This is a genomic window from Nocardia exalbida NBRC 100660, assembly GCF_000308575.1.
In the GTDB taxonomy this organism is placed as follows: Bacteria; Actinomycetota; Actinomycetes; order Mycobacteriales; family Mycobacteriaceae; genus Nocardia; species Nocardia exalbida.
Genome location: NZ_BAFZ01000165.1, coordinates 1 through 17,677 on the forward strand (window position 1 = coordinate 1; position 17,677 = coordinate 17,677).

Sequence of the window (17,677 nt, forward strand, 5' to 3'; positions counted from 1 at the left end):
CGGACCGGTATCCGCGTGTCCGGCGGCGTGCCGGACGACGTCGTCGAGGACCGCGGCGTACGCGCCGGTCTCGCCGAGCAGCCGAAAGACCAGGGGGACAGCGAGTTCGGGCCACTCGGCGAGCAGGTCGGGCCAGCCCAGTGCGACCAGCGCCGCGTCGAGTTCCGGCCCGGTGGCGGCCGCCATGGTCTTGCGCAGCGTGTCGGTGAGCAGGGCGAGTTCGGCCCGGTCGAAGCCGGATTCGGCCACCGTCACTCCTTTCCCAGGTCCAGCAGGCGGCGGGCGATGATGTTGCGCTGGATCTCGGCGGTGCCGCCGTAGATCGTCGCCGCACGGGAGTAGAGGAACTCGGTGCGCCACGGCGAGTCGGTGAGTTCCACCGCACCGGGCAGCAGATCGCGCGCGGTGTCGAACAGCCGCTGCTCGGCGGTGGCCAGCAGCACCTTGTCGACCGACGTCTCCGCACCCAGCCGGGCGCCGCCCGCCAGGCGCCGCTGCGTCGCGTGGGAGCGGCATCGCACCGTGTGCAGCGCCAGGTACGCGGCGCCGAGTTCGGCGTCGTCGGCGATCGTCGACTGTTCGAGCACCCGGTCCAGCCGGGTGAACAGATAGGCGATCCGGTGCCAGAAACAGGTCGAGCGTTCGTAGGGCAGCAGATCCATCGCCAAGCGCCAGCCGTCGCCGGGCTTGCCCAGCATCCGGTCGCCCGGCACCGTCACGTCGTCGAAGAAGACCTCGGCGAACTCGTCCACGCCGTGCATGGTGCGCAATGGGCGGACGGTGATGCCGGGGGAGTCCATGTCCACGAAGAAGGCGGTGATGCCGTCGTGGCCGGGCCCGGTGCGGGTGAGCAGTACGCAGCGAGCGGCGTACTGGGCCAGACTGGTCCACACCTTCTGGCCGCTGACGACCCAGTCCGCACCCCGCGGCGTCGCCTTGGTGGCCAGCGAGGCCAGGTCGCTGCCCGATCCGGGCTCGGAGAATCCCTGGCACCACTGCTCGCGGCCGGACAGCAGCAGCGGCACCATCGCGGCGGCCAGTTCGGCTCGCGCGTAGGAGATCACCGTCGGCGCGAGCACTTCGATCATCGAATAGATACCGGGTTCGGCCAGGTCGCGCGAGGCGACTTCCTCACCGAGCACCGCGCGCAGCGCGGCGGGCCCCCCGAGCCCGTGCACCGCGGCGGGCCAGCCGTAGCGCATCCACTCCGCGTCGTACAAGGCGCGTCGCACCCGCAGCAGCTGTTCGACCTGGCCGTCGAGCGAGTGGTCGTTGCCGGGGGTGAGGTCGTTGTCATCCAGCCAGGCGCGCAGGTCCGACCGGAACGTGGCGACATCTCTCATGCTTTGGAACGCTCGAAGGCGTGCGGGATCCCCGAGTCGTGCTCGCCGTTGCGGCGGATGAACGTCATCGCGCGCGTCCGCAGCCGCCATCCGTCCGTGGTGCGCACGAGGGTGTCGGTGTAGTACCCGATGCGCATGTCGTGCGTGCTGTGCTCGACGAAGCACAGCGGCTGGGTGCCGGTGGCGGTGTCGCCGTCGATGTCGAGAGCCGGTATGCCGGTGAGGAACAGGCCCTTCGGCGCGGCGGCGACCAGTTCCGGGAACAGGTCCAGGGTGTAGGTGTCGCCGAAGGCGCTGTAGCTGCCGTCCGGCGTGAACACCGCGAGCAGGCCCTCGATGTCCCCCTTGGTGATGGTCACCGCGTACCGGGCCAGCACCTGCTGGATCTCCAGCAAGTCGTCACTTCTGGACATGAATTCTTCCGCCTTTCATCACGAAGCGCACGTCCCGGGTGACGGTGATGTCGCGCACCGGGTCGCCGGGAACACCGATCACGTCGGCCAGCAGCCCCTCCGCCAGCCGGCCGCGGTCCTGCACGCCGACCAGCTCGGCCGAGGCCACCGTGGCGGCGCGCAGCACGTCCAGCGGCGGCAATCCGCGCTCGACCAGCGCCACGAGCTCGTCGGCATTGCGGCCGTGCGGAATCGCGGGCGCGTCGGTGCCCACCGCGATCTTCACGCCCGCCTTGTAAGCGGCCAGCACGGAGGTGCGGGCCTTGGGGAACATCTCGGCCGCCTTCGCCTGGAGCGCGGGGTCGGCTTTCGAGACGTCCATGGCGTCGGCCAGCCGGGTGGTCGGCACCAGCCAGGTGCCGTGTTCCACCATCAGGTCGATCGCCTCGTCATCGATGAGGAAGCCGTGCTCGATGCAGTCGATGCCCGCGTGCACCGCGTGCTTCACCGCGTCGGCGCCGTGCGTGTGCGCGGCCACCTTGAGACCGCGCCGGTGCGCCTCGTCGACGATCGCGCGCAGCTCCTCGTCCGAATAATGTTGCGCCCCCGGCGCTCCGGTCAGCGACATGACCCCGCCGGAGACACAGATCTTGATCAGCTGCGCGCCGTGCTTGATCTGGTATCGCACCGCCTTGCGCACCTCGTCCACGCCGTTGGCGATGCCCTCCTCGAGGGTGAGTTTCAGTACGTCGGGAGCGAAGGCGGAGAACATGGTCGGGTCGAGATGGCCCCCCGTGGGCGTGATCGCGTGCCCGGCGGGCACGATGCGCGGGCCTTCGATCCAGCCCGCGTCGATCGCCTTGCCCAGCGCCACGTCCAGCAGGTAGCCGCCGGTCTTCACGAACAGCCCGAGATTGCGGACGGTCGTGAAACCGGCGCGCAGCGTCCGGCGGGCATTGCCCACCGCGCGCAGCACGCGCAGTGCCGGATCGTCCTTGACGCTGGAGGCCAGACCGGTCTCCCCGCGGCCGCCCATGAGGAGGTTGACCTCCATGTCCATCAGACCCGGCAGCAGGACGAGGTCACCGAGATCGACGACCTCGCCCGTGACGGCGCCGCCGACACCGGCGATCCGGTCGTCCTCGATCCGCAGGATGCCGGGCCGGACGATCGCACCGGTGTCGAGGTCGAGCAGACCGGCGGCCTTCAAGGTCGGCGCCGCCACGGGTCAGACCACCGGCTCGCGGACGATATCCAGGTACGCGGCACCGGAATCCGGCACTCGCGGCTGCTTCCACACTTCGATCGGGAACGACACCATCACCAGCGACTGCAACAGGTGGAACAGGTTGCGAACCTCGTCGGGCAGGTCGTTCCAGTCGTACTTGTCGATGTAATCCATGGCGGGCTGCAGGCGCGGGAAGACGGTGTCGTACAACCGCTGCATCTCGTCCATGGAGGATGCCAGCCGTTTGGCGTAGCGTTCCGGCTCGGTGGCCAGGATCCAGTCCGAGAACGGTGCCAGGTCGGCGAACTCGGCGGGCAGCGGCGCGGTGTGCGCCCGGTCGGTCGGCTGGTCAGTGGGCGCGGCCATCGCGGTACTCCTCGACGATCTTCTGAGCGGTCTTGTGCAGGTGACGGAGCAGGATCTCCTGGTCGTTGAGCGGGAACTCGGTGACCTCACGGGTGGCGATCATGGTCTGGGTCGCCTCCAGGGTGTTCGCGTCCTGCAGCGCGTATTCCTTGAAGGTCACCGCGGCCAGTTCCTGGGCCAGCCGCTCCCTGGCATTCGTGGCGGGCACGAAATACAGGCTCGCCTCGAAGATGTGCCGGTCCACCGCGGTCGGCCAGTAGTGGTAGGTCAGGTACCAGCCCGGCGCCCAGAACAGCAGGGAGAAATTCGGGAAGAACTCGAATTCGTCGACGCCCCAGGCACGATGCTTGACCGGGTTGATGCCCTGCGGCAGCGGCTCCAGGCCCTCGATGTCGGGGCGGTCCCACGGGCCGAACAGGCCGCTGCGCAATTCGCGTTCGATCGGCTTGACCATCGTGGGGTCCTTCGGTGGGGCCATCCCGCCCCAGGACGAGATCATCGAGTGCGGAGCCGCTATCTCGTAGTGCAGCGCTTCGTAACCGACGCCGTAGAGCTTGTCGGCCTCGTCCTTGACCGCTTGCTTCTGGTGCAGCACGGGTGCGTGATAGAACTCGGCGAACGCGTCGATGAACAGCTTCCAGTTGCTGCCGATCTCGGCCCGGTAGCTGAAGACCTCGGTCATCCGGTCGAACGGGTACCCCTCGAGACCCTTGGCCAGCGGACCCAGGTATTCGGTGAGCGGCTTGGCGTTGTCGTCGAGGTTGACGAAGATGAAGCCCTCCCACACCTCGCAGCGCACCGGCTTCAGACCGAACTTGTCCTTGTCCAGGTCGAAGAACTCCTTCTCCTGCTGGACGAAGGTCAGCTCGCCTTTGAGGCTGTAGCGCCACGCGTGATACTTGCAGGTGAACTGGCGGCAAGTACCCGCGGTTTCCTCGCCGGGGTAGTCGTCCCAGACGAGCTTGTTCCCGCGATGCCGGCAGATGTTGTGGAACGCCCGCACCGCGCCATCGTTGTCCTTGACGATGATCAATGAGGTGCCGACGCAGGCCAGTTCCTTGGTGAAGTAGCTGCCGATCCGGGGCAGCCGGTTGATCCGGCCCACGTTGAGCCAGTTCTTGCGGAAGATCGCCTGACGCTCGTCCTCGTAGAAGGCGGGATCGATGGAGTCGGTGTAGTCCACCGGCTCGGTACCCAGCTCGGGATAGTTCTGCGTCCAGCTCCCGGCAGCGGGTTTGGTGAAGTGTGCCAAGGGATTACCTTTCGTGGTCCGGCGATGCGCCGGAGGTGTCGAATGCCGTGCCCGGTGGGCCGTGCCGGCCGAGCGGCGACGGGGTTCCTCGGCTGTCACCGGGCGCGCCCGCATGACGGGTCGCCACCGGCCTTTGGTCAGCCGTTCCGGATGACATGCGCCTCCGTTCCTCAGAAATGAGAATAGCATTCTCAAAATCAACTATTAGATTTCCACGCGGCTGCGCCACTGTCAACGCTGATCGTGTCAGCTCTTCTAGAGCCGGGCCGGCCAGGTTCCAGCGCACACCGCTCACCACGGGTGACGACCTCGCTCTCCAAAGATCAGATATTGATTATCCGAATCTGAGAAGATAGTTTCCCTGACAGCGAGTGTGCCCCCGGGGCACGTGCTGCTCATCGACGAGCAAGGGGCGAGATGCCGGCGACGGCCCGGACCGATCGGATGCCGAGCAGCCCACGGAGGAGGAACTACGGTGAAACCGCAGCGAATGGTCGTTGCCGCGATGGCGGTCGCGCTCTTGGTGGCCGGCTGTGGCCGCGAGGGCGGTGGACGCGGAACCGATGAGGGTCCGGGCCGGGCCGCCTCCGGCAACTTCGGCGACCTGACCGGCGTCTGTCAGCCCGGAAACGCGAAAAGCGTTTCGGCGCAGGGCGTAACGGCGAGCGAGATCGAGGTCGGAGTCTTCTCCGACATAGGTTTCACGAAGAATCCCGACCTGGTGGACGCGGCGAAGGTGTTCACCTCCTGGTGCAACGCCGCCGGTGGCATCAACGGGCGCAAGCTGGTGACCAACCTGCGCGACACCAAGCTCATGGAAGTGCGCCAGCGCATGCTGGAGGCCTGCCGGGAGGACTTCGCCCTCGTCGGCGGAAGCGCCGCGCTGGACGGGCTCGGCGTGAAGGACCGGCTGTCGTGCCTGCTGCCGGAGTTCCCCGCCCAGGTGACCCAGACCGCGAACACCGGGTCCGACTTGCAACTGGGCGGCGGCTCCTCGGCCTCCGAAGCGGTCAACCCGTACACCGGTTTCCAGGACTGGCTGATCAAGGAGGCCTACCCGAGTTCGGCCGGTGCGGTCGGGATGATCAACGGCGACTCGCCGATCACCAAGGTCATGGGCGAGAAGCTCACCGAATCACTGACCGCGAACGGCGCGAAGATCGTCTACAACGACCTCTACCCGCTCGCGGGCGTGTCGGACTGGACGCCGTACGCGCAGGCGATCAAGGCCAACAACGTCAAGGGCCTGATCTTCTTCGGGGAGTTCCGCTACCTGGCCAAATTGCAGGACGTGCTCACCAGCATGAACTACGAGCTGGACTGGATCGACGCCAACGCCAACTCCTACAACCAGTCGTTCCTCGACGTCACGAAGAGCTCCCTGGCCACCCAGAACAACTACGCCGATCTGAGCGGGACCGCCCCGCTGGACGCGGCCGCGCAGGTGCCCGCGGTACAGCAGCTGAAAGACCTGTTCAAGCAGTACGCGCCGAACAGCGCGATCACCTTCCAGGTGCTGCGGGCCTTCCAGTCGTGGTTGCTGTTCGCCAAATCGGCGACCAGCTGCGGTGACAACCTCACCCGCGCGTGCGTGTACGACACCGCGAGCAAGGAGACCGCCTGGACCGGCGGCGGCTTGCAGGCGCCGGTCGATCTGTCGCGCCCGCTGGCCGAGCAGACCCGGTGCTTCAACGTCCAGCAGGCCACGCCCGACGGCTGGAAGACCGCGGATTTCAAGCCGAACACCGGCGTATTCCGCTGCGGCTTCACCCCGTACAAGTACACCCGGGATTTCGGCAAGCCGCTGACCCTCGCCGATGTCGGCAAGAGCCGAAGCGACTTGAAGTGACGGAGCGTTCGCGCTGATGGAGCAGTTCATCGCCTTCGGGATCGTCGGCCTCAGCACCGCGGCGATCTACGCCGTGATCGGCAGCGGTCTGGTGCTCACCTACACCACGACCGGCGTGTTCAACTTCGCGCACGGCGCCGCGGGGATGATCTCGGCGTTCGTCTACTGGCAGCTCACCGTCGGCTGGGGCTGGCCCGCGCCGATGGCGATCGTCGCGGTGCTGCTGGTCTTCGCGCCGCTGTTCGGCTTGCTGTTCGGCAAGGCGCTGGCGCCGACGCAGGGGCTCGGTGACGCCGAGAAACTCGTGATGACGATCGCCTTGCTCAGCGGGCTCATCGTGCTGGCGCGCTGGATCTGGAACCCCAACGAGTCGCGGTCGCTGACGAGGTTCTTCGCCGACAAGCCGCCGATCGACCTCGGCCCGGTCATCATCACCTGGCATCAGGCGCTGACCATGGCCGTCGCCGTCGCGGTCGCCGCCGCGCTGCGCATCCTGCTGTACCGCACCAGGATCGGCGCGGAGATGCGGGCCACCGTGGACGATCGCGCGCTGGTGGGCCTGACCGGCGCCGATCCCCGGCGGGCCAACCGGATCGCCTGGATGCTGGGCATCGAGCTGGCCGCGGTCGGCGGCATCCTCATCGCGCCGACCGTGGCGCTGGATGCCGCGCAGCTGTCGCTGCTGATCGTCAGCGCCTACACCGCGGCCATCTTCGGGCGGCTGCGCAATCTGCCGATGACGTTCGCGGGCGCGGTGGTGGTCGGCCTGCTGGAGAGTTACCTCACCGGGTACCTGCCGCAGAACGAGTACCTGCCCGGGCTGCGGCTGGCGGCCCCCGCGCTGCTGTTGTTCGTGGCGCTGCTGATGTTCCCGCACGGCAGGTTGCGCGGTCGCGACCGCAAGCTCAGCCCGGTGCCATCGCCGTCGATCAACGGTTCGCTGGCGTTCGCCGCGGTGGTGGTCGTGGCCGGATTGATGCTGGCGACCATGCTCACCGAATCCGACCTGATCACCTACGGCGCGATGTTCGCCTGGGGCGTGGTCGCGCTGTCGTATGTGCCGCTGCTGGGTTTCGCGGGCCAGATCTCGCTGTGCCAGCTCAGCCTGGCCGGGGTGGGCGCGGTGGCCTACGCGCATCTGGGACCGGAGGGCCAGTGGTGGGCGCTGCCCGCCGCGATGGGTATCGCCGGCGTGGTCGGGGCCGTGGTCGCGGTGCCCGCGCTGCGGCTGTCCGGGGTGTACCTGGCGCTGGCGACGGCGGCATTCGCCGTCATCCTGGACCGCTGGATCTTCACGCTGCCCTCCTTCGAGATCCTCGGCGTGCGGATCTCGCTGTTCGACCAGGGCTCGGTGTCGCTGGTCGGGCCGGATCTGTTCGGCCTGGAACTGGACACCACCGCCGAGGTGACCGTCTTCGCCGCGGTGTGCCTGGCGGTGGCGGGCCTGGCGGTGGCACTGTTGCGGCGCAGCCGATTCGGGCGTCGCCTGATCGCCTTGCGCGACAGCGAGGCCGCCTACGCGACTCTCGGCGGCAGCCTGCTGGCGGCGCGCGTGCTGGTCTTCGCGCTGGCGGCGGCCATCGCCGGACTGGGCGGCGCACTGTACGGCATGCAGGTACAGGCCGTCGCGCCCGAACAGTTCAATTTGGTCGCCGGACTGCCGATCTTCCTCATCGTCACCATCGCCGGTCTCGGTGCGGTCGGTGCGGGCCTGTTCACCGGCGCGGTCTTCGCAGGCCCGCTGAACGTGATCCCCGTGCTGTGGCCGGGGCTGCAGAACCTGGCGCAGGTGCTGCCCGCGCTCGGCGGCATCGCCTTCGGTGGCGGCGTGCTGAAGGACGGGGCGATCGCCTCGATGCGCGACGAATGGTTGCCGATGCTGCGCGACCGGATCGTCGCCCCGCTGCTCGCGCTGCTGGTCCTGGGACTGTGGGGGCTGCGTGTGATCGACGTCGTCGACGGGTGGGGATTCACCTTCGGCGTGGTGGCCGCCGTGGTGGCGGCGCGCGTCTGGCACGGAGTGCGGGCGCGGCCCGCGCCGGACCCCGCGCAGGTCCCGGTGGAGTGGTGGGGCGTGCGGCGGCCGTGGACATCCGACGACGAGGAGGTGCTCGACCGTGCCGTCGCTACTGGAAGTTGACGATGTCACCGTCGTCTTCGGCGGCAACCGCGCGCTCGACGGCGCCGGATTGCGCGCCGAACGCGGCGCGGTGACCGGGCTGATCGGCCCCAACGGCGCGGGCAAGAGCACGTTGTTCGACGTGATCTGCGGGCTGCGCAAACCGACCCGGGGACGGGTGGCGATCGACGGCGCCGACGTCACCCGGCTCGGCCCGTCCCGCCGCGCCCGGCACGGCCTGGCTCGCACCTTCCAGCGGCTCGAGTTGTTCGGCAGGCTGAGCGTGCGCGACAACCTGCTGGTCGCCGCCGAACTCGGCCCGCAGCGCAGGCACGCCGCCCGGATCGTCACCGAGATCATCGACCGGCTCGGCCTGCACGAACTCGCCGACGCCTGCGCCGACGAGCTGCCGACCGGCACCGGCCGCCTGGTGGAAGTGGGCCGGGCCATCGCGGCGCGGCCCAGCCTGATCCTGCTCGACGAGCCTGCCGCGGGCCAGGACCACACCGAGACCGAGCGATTCGGCGAACTGCTGCGGTCGCTGGCCGACGACGGCACCGCGGTGCTGCTCGTCGAACACGACATGGGCCTGGTGATGAACGTCTGCGACGAGGTGTTCGTGCTCGATCTCGGCAAGGTGATCGCCTCCGGGCCACCCGCGGTGATCCGCGCCGACCAAACCGTGCTCGCGGCCTATCTGGGAGACGTATGAGCGTGCAGAGTGCAACCGAACCAGCCACGGCCACAATGTCTTCCGGCCCCGCCGAGCTCCTCGGCCTGCGCGAGGTGCGCGCCGCCTACGATGCCATCACCGTGCTGCACGGCGTGGACCTGGACGTCGCGGCCGGGCAGGTGGTGGCACTGCTCGGGCCCAACGGCGCGGGCAAGACCACCGCGCTGAAGGTGATCGCGGGCATCCACCCGGTCGCCTCCGGACGGCTGATGCTCGGCGGGCGCGACGTCACCGGAGCAGATCCGCGCGACCTGGCCCGCGCGGGCGTCTGCCTGATTCCCGAGGGCCGCGGGGTGTTCCCGAATCTCACCGTGCGCGACAACCTGCTGATGATGACCTTCACCGGACGGTCGAGGGAGGAGATCGAGGAGATCGCCTTCAGCCGGTTCCCGATCCTCGGCAAACGCGCCGGCCAGATCGCGGGAACCATGTCCGGCGGCGAACAGCAGATGCTGGCGCTGGCGCGTGGGCTGGCGACCGATCCCGCCGTGCTGCTGCTCGACGAACTGTCCATGGGCCTGGCCCCGCTGGTGGTCGGCAGGCTCTACGACGAGGTCGCCGAGATCGCCCGCCAAGGTGTCGCGGTGCTGGTGGTCGAGCAGTTCGCCGCCGCCGTGCTGGACATCGCCGATCACGCGGCCGTCCTGGTGCGCGGCCGGGTGGTGCGGCAGGGACACCCCGACAGCGGAATCCGCAACGAATTGGCAGCCCTCTACCTAGGAAGTTCCACATGACCGAATCTCGCGCGGAGCGTTTCGTCCGCGAACTGCAGGAAATGAAGATCCCCGATCCGGCGGCAGGCCGCTCCGGGCTGTGGCTGCGCACCGGCGTCACGCTGATGGTGGCCGGGGTGCTGGTGGCGGTGCTGGCGTATTTCATGTCGCACGGCACGACCGACGCACTGGCACAGCGCGACGCCATCACCCTCGCCCTGGGCGGGGTGGCGGCGAGCGTAGTGGGTTCGGCGCTGTTCCTGCGCTATTCGCTGACCAATTTCCTGCGCTTCTGGCTGGCGCGCCAGTCCTACGACCTCGACGAACTCGGTAATCGGGTGCTCGGCGCGGAGATTCGCTACGACGGGGTGGCCTCGGCGCCGCGCTGAGCCACCGGCCGCGGGATCCGACGAACACCCGCAGGCCATCACGGACACGCCTGCTCCAACCGGGGCCGAGGACAGGCGGTGCACGCCGTGCCCGGTGAAACCTCGCCGGGCACGGGAAACGCCTCGGTGCACTGCCGCGCCGGGGGACGGGGATCGGCTCGCGCGTCATCCGCCTCGACTGGGGAGACGGAGGGCCAACGCGCGGTACCGAGCGGTCGCCGTCGGGTGCCGCCGGTGCGGAAGGGCTGGATCGACCTTCCGCACCGGCGTGTACGCGAGGGCCGCGATACGAGGAAGTGGAGGTGCGGAAGTGTCCGGTGACACGAACGCCGAGGGCATGAATTTCGAGCTCTCCGAAGACCAGGAGCTGATCCGGAGATCGGTGGCCGAGTTGTGCCGCAAGTTCGACGACCAGTACTGGATGGCGAAGGACCAGGCGCACGAGTTCCCCACCGAGTTCTACGACGCCGTCGCGGGCGGCGGCTGGCTGGGCATCACCATCCCCGAGCAGTACGGCGGCCACGGCCTCGGCATCACCGAGGCCACCCTGCTCGCCGAAGAGGTGTCGCGCTCCGGCGGCGGGATGAACGCCGCCAGCTCGATCCACATGTCGATCTTCGGCATGCATCCCGTGGTGGTGCACGGTTCCGAGGAGTTGAGGCGACGGACCCTGCCGCGCATCGTGACCGGCGAGCTGCACGTGTGCTTCGGCGTGACCGAACCCGGCGCGGGCCTGGACACCCCCCGCATCACGACGTTCGCCCGCCGCGACGGCGACCACTACGTGGTGAACGGGCGCAAGGTGTGGATCTCGAAAGCGCAGGAATCGGAGAAGATCCTGTTGCTGACCCGCACCACCCCCTATGACGAGGTCGCCAAGAAGACCGACGGCATGACGCTGTTCCTCACCGACCTCGACCGCGCGCACGTCGACATCCGGCCGATCGCCAAGATGGGCCGCAACGCCGTCACCTCCAACGAGCTGTTCATCGACGACCTGCGCGTGCCGGTGGAGGATCGGGTCGGCGAGGAGGGCGCCGGGTTCCGCTATCTGCTCGACGGATTGAACCCCGAGCGCATGCTGATCGCCGCCGAGGCGCTCGGCCTCGGCCGGGTCGCGTTGGACCGGGCGGTGCGGTACGCGAAGGAACGCGTGGTCTTCGACCGGCCGATCGGCATGAACCAGGGCATCCAGTTCCCCCTGGCCGATTCGCTGGCCCGGCTGGACGCGGCCGAGCTGATGCTGCGGAAGGCCACCTGGCGCTACGACAACGGGAAATCCTGTGGGCGCGAGGCGAACACGGCCAAATACCTGTGCGCCGACGCCGGATTCACCGCCGCCGACCGGGCGCTGCAGACCCACGGCGGCATGGGATACGCCGAGGAGTACCACGTGTCCCGCTACTTCCGGGAGGCGCGCGTGATGCGCATCGCCCCCGTCAGCCAAGAAATGATCTTGAACTACCTGGGTTCGCACGCCCTGGGATTGCCGAGGAGCTACTGATGGCGCAGCAGACACTGTTCGATCTCACCGGGCGTTCGGCGCTGGTCACGGGCGCCGCGGGCGGGATCGGCTCCGCGGTGGCGCAGGCGCTGGCCACCGCGGGCGCGGCCGTGCTGGTCACCGACGTCGACGGCGCGGCGGCCCGCGCCGTCGCGGAGAAGATCGTCGCGAACGGTGGCACCGCGGCAGGGCGGGCGCTGGACGTCTCCGACCGGGACTCCGCCGCTGCGGCCGCCGAGCAGGCCGCCGGACTCGCCGACGGCGTGCTGCACATCGTCGTGAACAACGCCGGGGTCACCGCACCGGCGATGTTCGCCGACACCACCGCGGAATCGGTGCGGCGGCTGTTCGACATCCACGCGCTGGGCACGATCAACTGCGCGCAGGCGGCGTTGCCGTTCCTGCCCACCGACGGCACCGGGCGGATCATCAACGTCACCTCCGCCGCGGGCATCGTCGGCACGCTCGGCCAGGTGAACTACTCCGCCGCCAAGGCCGCGATCATCGGCATCACCAAATCGCTGGCGAAGGAATTGGCGCGCAAGAACATCCTGGTGAACGCGCTCGCCCCGCTGGCGGCGACGCCGATGACGCACACCATCCGTACCGACGACCGGTTCTCCGAGCAGATGCTCAACCGGATCCTGTTGCGCCGCTGGGCCGAACCGGAGGAAGTCGCGGGCGCGTTCGTCTTCCTCGCCTCCGACGCCGCCTCCTTCATCACCGGACAGGTGCTGCCGGTGGACGGCGGCACGGTGATCTGATGACCGCCCCCGCGCAGCGTCTCGCGCCGGATGGCGGGTCCTCCGGGCCGGGACCACTCGCCGGTGTCACGGTGGTCGCCTTGGAACAGGCCGTATCCGCGCCGATGTGCACCCGCAGTCTGGCCGATTTCGGCGCCCGGGTGATCAAGGTGGAGCACCCGGACGGCGGCGACTTCGCCCGGTACTACGACGATGTGGTGCTCGGGCAGGCCGCCCACTTCGTCTGGGTCAACCGCGGCAAGGAGTCGGTCACCCTCGACCTGAAATCGCCCGCGGGGTGGACCTGCTGCACCGCTTGCTGAGCCGGGCCGACGTGCTGGTGTCCAACCTCGCGCCGGGCGCCGCCGCCCGCCTCGGCCTCGCGCCCGCGGACCTGGCCGCGCGGCATCCGGACCTGATCGCGGTGGAGATCGACGGGTTCGGCGCGGGCGGGCCGCTGTCCCACAAGCGCGCCTACGACCTGCTCGTCCAAGCCGAATCCGGCGTCTGCGCGGTGACGGGCACCGCGGACGCCCCGGCCAAACCCGGCCCGCCGGTCGCCGACGTCACCACGGGCCTGTACGCGGCGCTGTCGATCCTCGCCGCACTGTGCGGGCGGGGTCGGGGGCGGCCCACGGCAACACCATCTCGGTGAGCCTTTTCGACACCATGGCCGAGATGATGGGCTATCACCTGACCTACGCGCGGCACACCGGCATCGATCAGCAGCCGCTCGGGATGAGTTCACCCGCCGTGGCGCCCTACGGCGCGTATCCCACCGCCGACGGGCGAACCGTGGTGCTGGGCACCACCAATGACCGGGAGTGGCGGCGGCTGGCGACCGACATCCTGGAGCGGTCGGATCTCGCCGCGGACGAACGATTCCGCACCAATCCCGGGCGGGTGCGCCACCGCGGCGAGATCGACGACGCGATCGCCGCGTGGTGCCTGCGCCACGACCTGGCCCGGATCCAGAAGATCGCCGACGACGCCGGGATCGGCAACTCCTGCTACCACCGCCCCACCGAGGTGCTCGACCATCCGCAGCTCACCGAGCGCGACCGCTGGCGCAGCATCGAGACCCCCGCGGGTCCGATCCCGTCGCTGCTGCCGCCCGCGATCCTCGCCGGGTTCGAGCCGCCGATGGGCCCGGTGCCCGGCCTCGGCGCGCACACCGACGCCGTGCTCACCGAACTGGGTTGCACCGCAACGGATATCGAAGCGCTGCGGGACGCCGGAGTGATCGGATCACGCCGATGACCGGCGAGTCCGTGCTGCTTTCGGAGGATCGCGACGGCGTGCGCACACTGACGCTGAACCGGCCGCACCGCAAGAACGCGATCGACGCCGAACTCTGGGCGGCGCTGGCCGACGCGCTGCGCGCCGCCGCGGCCGACCGCGCCGTGCGCGCCCTGGTGCTCACCGGGGCGGGCGGCGCGTTCTGTTCCGGTGCGGACATCTCGACGCCCGACAACGCGCACCCGGTCTACCGGATGCGCGCCCTCACCGATGTCGCGGTCCTGCTGCACGAACTGCCCCTGCCCACCGTCGCGAAAGTCACCGGCGTCGCGGTCGGCGCGGGCTGGAATCTGGCCCTCGGCTGCGATCTCGTGGTGGCCGCCGCGCAGTCGACGTTCGCGCAGATCTTCACCCGCCGCGGACTGTCGCTGGATCTGGGCGGCTCCTGGCTGCTGCCCCGGCTGATCGGCCTGCAACAGGCCAAGCGGCTGGCGCTGCTGGCCGAGACCATCGACGCAGAACAGGCTCGCGATCTGGGCCTGGTCACCTGGGTGGTGGCACAGGAGGAGATCGACGGGTTCGTCACCGAGCTCGCCGCGCGCCTGGCGGCCGGACCGCCGGTGGCGCTGGCACAGACCAAGGCGCTGCTGCACGAAGGCGCGGGCTCGACACTACGGGAAGCGCTCGCGGCCGAGGCCAGGGCGCAGGGACTGAACTTCGCGACCGCCGACGCCCCGGAGGCGTTCGCGGCCTTCGCCGAACGGCGCGAACCACGGTTCACCGGCCACTGGACCGTCCGGCGGCCGCCGATCCGCGCCGCCGGGAATTCCGAGAACGGGAGATGATATGCGTGAGGTAGTCATCGCCGGGGCGGTCCGCACCGCCGTCGGCAAACGCAACGGAGGACTGTCCGGGGTGCACCCGGCCGACCTGTCCGCGCTGGTGCTCACCGAGCTGGCCGAGCGCTGCGCCCTCGATCCGGCGCTGATCGACGACGTGATCTGGGGCTGCGTCTCCCAGGTCGGCGACCAGTCCAGCAACATCGGCCGCTACGCCGTGCTGGCGGCGGGCTGGCCGGAAAGCGTTCCGGGCACCACGGTGAACCGGGCCTGCGGTTCCAGCCAGCAAGCGCTCGATTTCGCGGCGCAAGCCGTGCTCTCCGGACAGCAGGACATCGTGGTCGCCGGAGGAGTCGAAGTGATGAGCCGGGTGCCGCTGAACGCGGCGAAGGCTTCCGGTGCTCCCTATGGGCCGAAAGCGTTGGCGCGCTACGACGGCTTCGCGTTCAATCAGGGCATCTCGGCCGAATTGATCGCGAAGAAGTGGGGATTCGGCCGCACCCGGCTCGACGAGTACTCCGCGCGTTCGCACGAGCGTGCCGCCGCCGCCCAGGACGCGGGCGCCTTCACCGACCAGATCGTGCCCGTGCGCACCGAAGCGGGCGTGGTGGAGGCCGACGAGGGGATCCGGCGCGGCACCACCGCGGCGAAGCTCGCCGGGCTCAAACCCGCGTTCCAGGACGACGGCGTGATCCACGCGGGCAACGCCTCGCAGATCTCCGACGGTGCGGCCGCCCTGCTGGTGACCACCCCGCGCAAGGCGCGCGAGCTGGGCCTGACGCCACTGGCCCGCTACCGCGCGGGCGCCGTAGCCGGCTCCGATCCGGTGCTGATGCTCACCGGCCCGATCCCCGCGACGGAGAAGGTGTTGCGCAAAGCGGGTCTCGCGCTGGCCGATATCGGCGTCTTCGAGGTGAACGAGGCGTTCGCGCCCGTCCCGCTCGCCTGGCTGGCCGAGACCGGCGCCGACGAATCGCTGGTGAATCCACTGGGCGGAGCGATCGCGCTCGGGCACCCGCTGGGCGGATCCGGCGCCGTCCTGCTGACCCGGATGCTGCACCACATGCGCGACAACGGCATTCGCTACGGCTTGCAAACCATGTGCGAGGGCGGCGGCACCGCCAACGCCACCGTCGTCGAACTGATGTCCTGAACAGGAGGCCCGCCGTGCGACGAGAGCTGTTCACTGCCGACCACGAGGCGTTCCGGCAGCTGGTCCGGGATTTCGTGGAGAAGCGGATCGTGCCGGACTACTCCGCGTGGGAGAAGGACGGCAGGATGCCGCGCGAGATCTTCACCGAGATGGGCGAACTCGGGCTGCTCGGCTTCGCGGTACCCGAGGAACACGGGGGAGCGGGCATTCGCGACTACCGCTACAACGTGATCCTGCAGGAAGAGGCGGCCCGGGCCCTGGTCACCCTCGGCACCGTGCGCACCCAGCTCGACGTCATCCTGCCGTACTTCCTGGAGTACGCCGACGCCGCGCAACGGCGGCGATGGTTTCCCGGGCTGGCGTCGGGGCAGCTGCTCACCGCGATCGCCATGACCGAGCCGGGCACGGGCTCGGATCTGGCGGGGATGCGAACCACCGCGGCGCGCGACGGCGACGACTACGTGCTCAACGGCGCCAAGACTTTCATCACCGGCGGTCTGCTCGCGGACCTGGTGATCGTGGTCGCCCGCACGTCCACCGACCCGGACAACCGCCGCGCCGGGCTCACCCTGCTGGTGGTGGAGGACGGAATGCCCGGCTTCACCCGCGGCCGCATGCTGGAGAAGATGGGCTGCAAGGTGCAGGACACCATGGAGCTGTCGTTCCACGACGTCCGGGTACCGGTCGCCAACCGGCTCGGCGCCGAGGGCGCGGCGTTCGGCTATCTCGGGCACAATCTGCCCCAGGAACGGCTCACCGTCGCGGTCGGCTCGGTCGCGCAGGCGCGTGCCGCGATCACCGCGACCGTCGACTACACCAAGCAGCGCAAGGCCTTCGGCACCACGGTCGCCTCGTTCCAGAACACGAAGTTCGAACTCGCCGCGATGTCCGCGGAAGTGGAAGCGGCGCAGACGATGGCCGACCGTGCGGTGCTCGACCTGGTCGAGGGCCCCTTGTCCGGAGCGGACGCCGCCCGCGTCAAGCTGTTCTGCACGGAGGTACAGGCCCGCGTCGTGGACCGCTGCCTGCAATTGTTCGGCGGGTACGGGTACATGATGGAGTATCCGATCGCCCGGTTGTACACCGACGCGAGGGTGGCGCGAATCTACGCGGGCACCAGCGAGGTCATGAAGATGATCGTGGCCCGGGACCTGGGCTTGTCCTGAACATCGCGGTGCGACGTAACGGCTCTGGTGTGGCGACGGATAAGACGTGCAGCCGCAGTACAACTGGGCATGCCGATCAGTGAACAGCAGAGGGGAACTCATGCGCTCGGTCACCAGGTTCGTCACAACCGCCGCAGCCGCCGTAGTGGCCTGCGCCCCGGCATTCGTCTTCGCGGGCACCGCCTCGGCGGCGGCCGTCGATCTCCCGGTCCTCTACACCACGGCGACCGAAGCGGGCTTGTGCTACGGGACGATCCGCGGGAACGTGGATCAGGACTCCTCCTCGGGACTCCATCTCACCAGCGCCTTCGAAGGCATCGGCACCTGCGCGACCACCGCCTACGTCTCCTGGCACAACATCGACACCGGCGCCCGCGGCAACACCACCATCAAACTGGTCGGCTCGTGGTACAACTCGGCCACCATCCCGTCAGGTCCCGGCCACATCGAATTGTCCGTCACCACCAAGGAATTCTTCCACTCTCCCGATTCGGTCCAAGTGCAGTACGTCATCCCGGGGTAGACCACCGGCAGGCGGCGTCCGCCGCGAACGTGCTCGCGGACATCGGCCGTTGTCTACCGTGAAATAACCACCCACCGGGACGAGCCGGCGGCAGCGCCATCTCGCGGGAGGCGGGCATCGCACCGG

The 17,677-nt window shown here is 69.2% G+C and carries 16 protein-coding genes and 2 pseudogenes; 12 read left to right on the forward strand and 6 right to left on the reverse strand.

Going from position 1 to position 17,677, the window contains the following annotated elements:
* The 6 genes and pseudogenes from ON29_RS32665 to ON29_RS32690 all read right to left on the reverse strand — a co-directional run.
* Positions 1–186 (reverse strand): annotated as a pseudogene (locus tag ON29_RS32665) (acyl-CoA dehydrogenase family protein); the annotation flags it as partial.
* Positions 187–251: 65 nt separating this feature from the next.
* Positions 252–1,343 carry an acyl-CoA dehydrogenase family protein gene (locus ON29_RS32670; RefSeq protein ID WP_040872100.1) on the reverse strand — a complete coding sequence of 364 codons (1,092 nt, stop codon included), beginning with the start codon at positions 1,341–1,343 and terminating at the stop codon, positions 252–254.
* Positions 1,340–1,756, reverse strand: coding sequence for a nuclear transport factor 2 family protein (locus ON29_RS32675; protein ID WP_040872101.1), 417 nt, complete (start codon positions 1,754–1,756; stop codon positions 1,340–1,342). The genes ON29_RS32670 and ON29_RS32675 overlap by 4 nt, the downstream gene beginning before the upstream one ends.
* Positions 1,743–2,960, reverse strand: a complete 1,218-nt coding sequence (locus tag ON29_RS32680) for a metal-dependent hydrolase family protein (RefSeq protein WP_040872102.1) — start codon at positions 2,958–2,960, stop codon at positions 1,743–1,745. Before ON29_RS32680 ends, ON29_RS32675 begins: the two co-directional genes overlap by 14 nt.
* A gap of 3 nt (positions 2,961–2,963) precedes the next feature.
* On the reverse strand, positions 2,964–3,329 hold the full coding sequence (locus ON29_RS32685; protein WP_051175871.1) for a hypothetical protein: 366 nt from the start codon (positions 3,327–3,329) through the stop codon (positions 2,964–2,966).
* On the reverse strand, positions 3,313–4,581 hold the full coding sequence (locus tag ON29_RS32690) for an aromatic ring-hydroxylating oxygenase subunit alpha (protein ID WP_040872104.1): 1,269 nt from the start codon (positions 4,579–4,581) through the stop codon (positions 3,313–3,315). The genes ON29_RS32685 and ON29_RS32690 overlap by 17 nt, the downstream gene beginning before the upstream one ends.
* Positions 4,582–5,071: 490 nt before the next feature.
* Between ON29_RS32690 and ON29_RS32695 the strand changes: the two genes are divergently transcribed.
* From ON29_RS32695 to ON29_RS32750, 12 genes and pseudogenes are all read left to right on the forward strand, one after another.
* Entirely contained in the window at positions 5,072–6,430 is a 1,359-nt protein-coding gene (locus ON29_RS32695; protein WP_040872321.1) for an ABC transporter substrate-binding protein, read from the forward strand.
* A 16-nt stretch (positions 6,431–6,446) separates the two neighbouring features.
* Positions 6,447–8,570 (forward strand): branched-chain amino acid ABC transporter permease, encoded by a 2,124-nt coding sequence (locus tag ON29_RS32700; protein ID WP_040872106.1) that lies wholly within the window; start codon positions 6,447–6,449, stop codon positions 8,568–8,570.
* The gene (locus ON29_RS32705) at positions 8,548–9,261 is read left to right on the forward strand and encodes an ABC transporter ATP-binding protein (protein WP_040872107.1); all 714 of its coding nucleotides are present in this window, start codon (positions 8,548–8,550) and stop codon (positions 9,259–9,261) included. Before ON29_RS32700 ends, ON29_RS32705 begins: the two co-directional genes overlap by 23 nt.
* A 35-nt stretch (positions 9,262–9,296) precedes the next feature.
* Positions 9,297–10,016, forward strand: coding sequence for an ABC transporter ATP-binding protein (locus ON29_RS32710; RefSeq protein ID WP_040872109.1), 720 nt, complete (start codon positions 9,297–9,299; stop codon positions 10,014–10,016).
* Positions 10,013–10,384: a hypothetical protein gene (locus ON29_RS32715; RefSeq protein ID WP_040872111.1), complete on the forward strand. Its 372-nt coding sequence runs from the start codon at positions 10,013–10,015 to the stop codon at positions 10,382–10,384. Before ON29_RS32710 ends, ON29_RS32715 begins: the two co-directional genes overlap by 4 nt.
* Before the next feature lie 337 nt (positions 10,385–10,721).
* Complete coding sequence (locus ON29_RS32720) at positions 10,722–11,888, forward strand: acyl-CoA dehydrogenase family protein (protein ID WP_040872323.1); 1,167 nt, start codon at positions 10,722–10,724, stop codon at positions 11,886–11,888.
* Positions 11,888–12,652 carry an SDR family NAD(P)-dependent oxidoreductase gene (locus tag ON29_RS32725; protein WP_040872113.1) on the forward strand — a complete coding sequence of 255 codons (765 nt, stop codon included), beginning with the start codon at positions 11,888–11,890 and terminating at the stop codon, positions 12,650–12,652. Before ON29_RS32720 ends, ON29_RS32725 begins: the two co-directional genes overlap by 1 nt.
* Positions 12,652–13,891: pseudogene (locus ON29_RS32730) on the forward strand (CaiB/BaiF CoA transferase family protein). The gene ON29_RS32725 and the pseudogene ON29_RS32730 overlap by 1 nt, the downstream one beginning before the upstream one ends.
* Entirely contained in the window at positions 13,888–14,715 is an 828-nt protein-coding gene (locus tag ON29_RS32735) for an enoyl-CoA hydratase/isomerase family protein (protein WP_040872114.1), read from the forward strand. The pseudogene ON29_RS32730 and the gene ON29_RS32735 overlap by 4 nt, the downstream one beginning before the upstream one ends.
* Position 14,716: 1 nt before the next feature.
* Positions 14,717–15,862, forward strand: coding sequence for a thiolase family protein (locus tag ON29_RS32740; protein WP_040872115.1), 1,146 nt, complete (start codon positions 14,717–14,719; stop codon positions 15,860–15,862).
* 14 nt (positions 15,863–15,876) lie between these two features.
* On the forward strand, positions 15,877–17,028 hold the full coding sequence (locus tag ON29_RS32745; RefSeq protein WP_040872117.1) for an acyl-CoA dehydrogenase family protein: 1,152 nt from the start codon (positions 15,877–15,879) through the stop codon (positions 17,026–17,028).
* Positions 17,029–17,128: 100 nt separating this feature from the next.
* The gene (locus tag ON29_RS32750; protein ID WP_040872119.1) at positions 17,129–17,551 is read left to right on the forward strand and encodes a hypothetical protein; all 423 of its coding nucleotides are present in this window, start codon (positions 17,129–17,131) and stop codon (positions 17,549–17,551) included.
* The last annotated feature ends 126 nt before the right edge of the window (positions 17,552–17,677 follow it).

Excerpts from the sequence above, each read along its gene's own strand:
- ON29_RS32720 (WP_040872323.1), top strand. The coding sequence starts at position 10,722 with ATGAATTTCGAGCTCTCCGAAGACCAGGAGCTGATCCGGAGATCGGTG.
- ON29_RS32700 (WP_040872106.1), top strand. The coding sequence starts at position 6,447 with ATGGAGCAGTTCATCGCCTTCGGGATCGTCGGCCTCAGCACCGCGGCG.
- ON29_RS32670 (WP_040872100.1), bottom strand. The coding sequence starts at position 1,343 with ATGAGAGATGTCGCCACGTTCCGGTCGGACCTGCGCGCCTGGCTGGAT.
- ON29_RS32710 (WP_040872109.1), top strand. The coding sequence starts at position 9,297 with ATGTCTTCCGGCCCCGCCGAGCTCCTCGGCCTGCGCGAGGTGCGCGCC.
- ON29_RS32725 (WP_040872113.1), top strand. The coding sequence starts at position 11,888 with ATGGCGCAGCAGACACTGTTCGATCTCACCGGGCGTTCGGCGCTGGTC.
- ON29_RS32740 (WP_040872115.1), top strand. The coding sequence starts at position 14,717 with ATGCGTGAGGTAGTCATCGCCGGGGCGGTCCGCACCGCCGTCGGCAAA.
- ON29_RS32695 (WP_040872321.1), top strand. The coding sequence starts at position 5,072 with ATGGTCGTTGCCGCGATGGCGGTCGCGCTCTTGGTGGCCGGCTGTGGC.
- ON29_RS32715 (WP_040872111.1), top strand. The coding sequence starts at position 10,013 with ATGACCGAATCTCGCGCGGAGCGTTTCGTCCGCGAACTGCAGGAAATG.
- ON29_RS32685 (WP_051175871.1), bottom strand. The coding sequence starts at position 3,329 with ATGGCCGCGCCCACTGACCAGCCGACCGACCGGGCGCACACCGCGCCG.
- ON29_RS32735 (WP_040872114.1), top strand. The coding sequence starts at position 13,888 with ATGACCGGCGAGTCCGTGCTGCTTTCGGAGGATCGCGACGGCGTGCGC.
- ON29_RS32750 (WP_040872119.1), top strand. The coding sequence starts at position 17,129 with ATGCGCTCGGTCACCAGGTTCGTCACAACCGCCGCAGCCGCCGTAGTG.
- ON29_RS32675 (WP_040872101.1), bottom strand. The coding sequence starts at position 1,756 with ATGTCCAGAAGTGACGACTTGCTGGAGATCCAGCAGGTGCTGGCCCGG.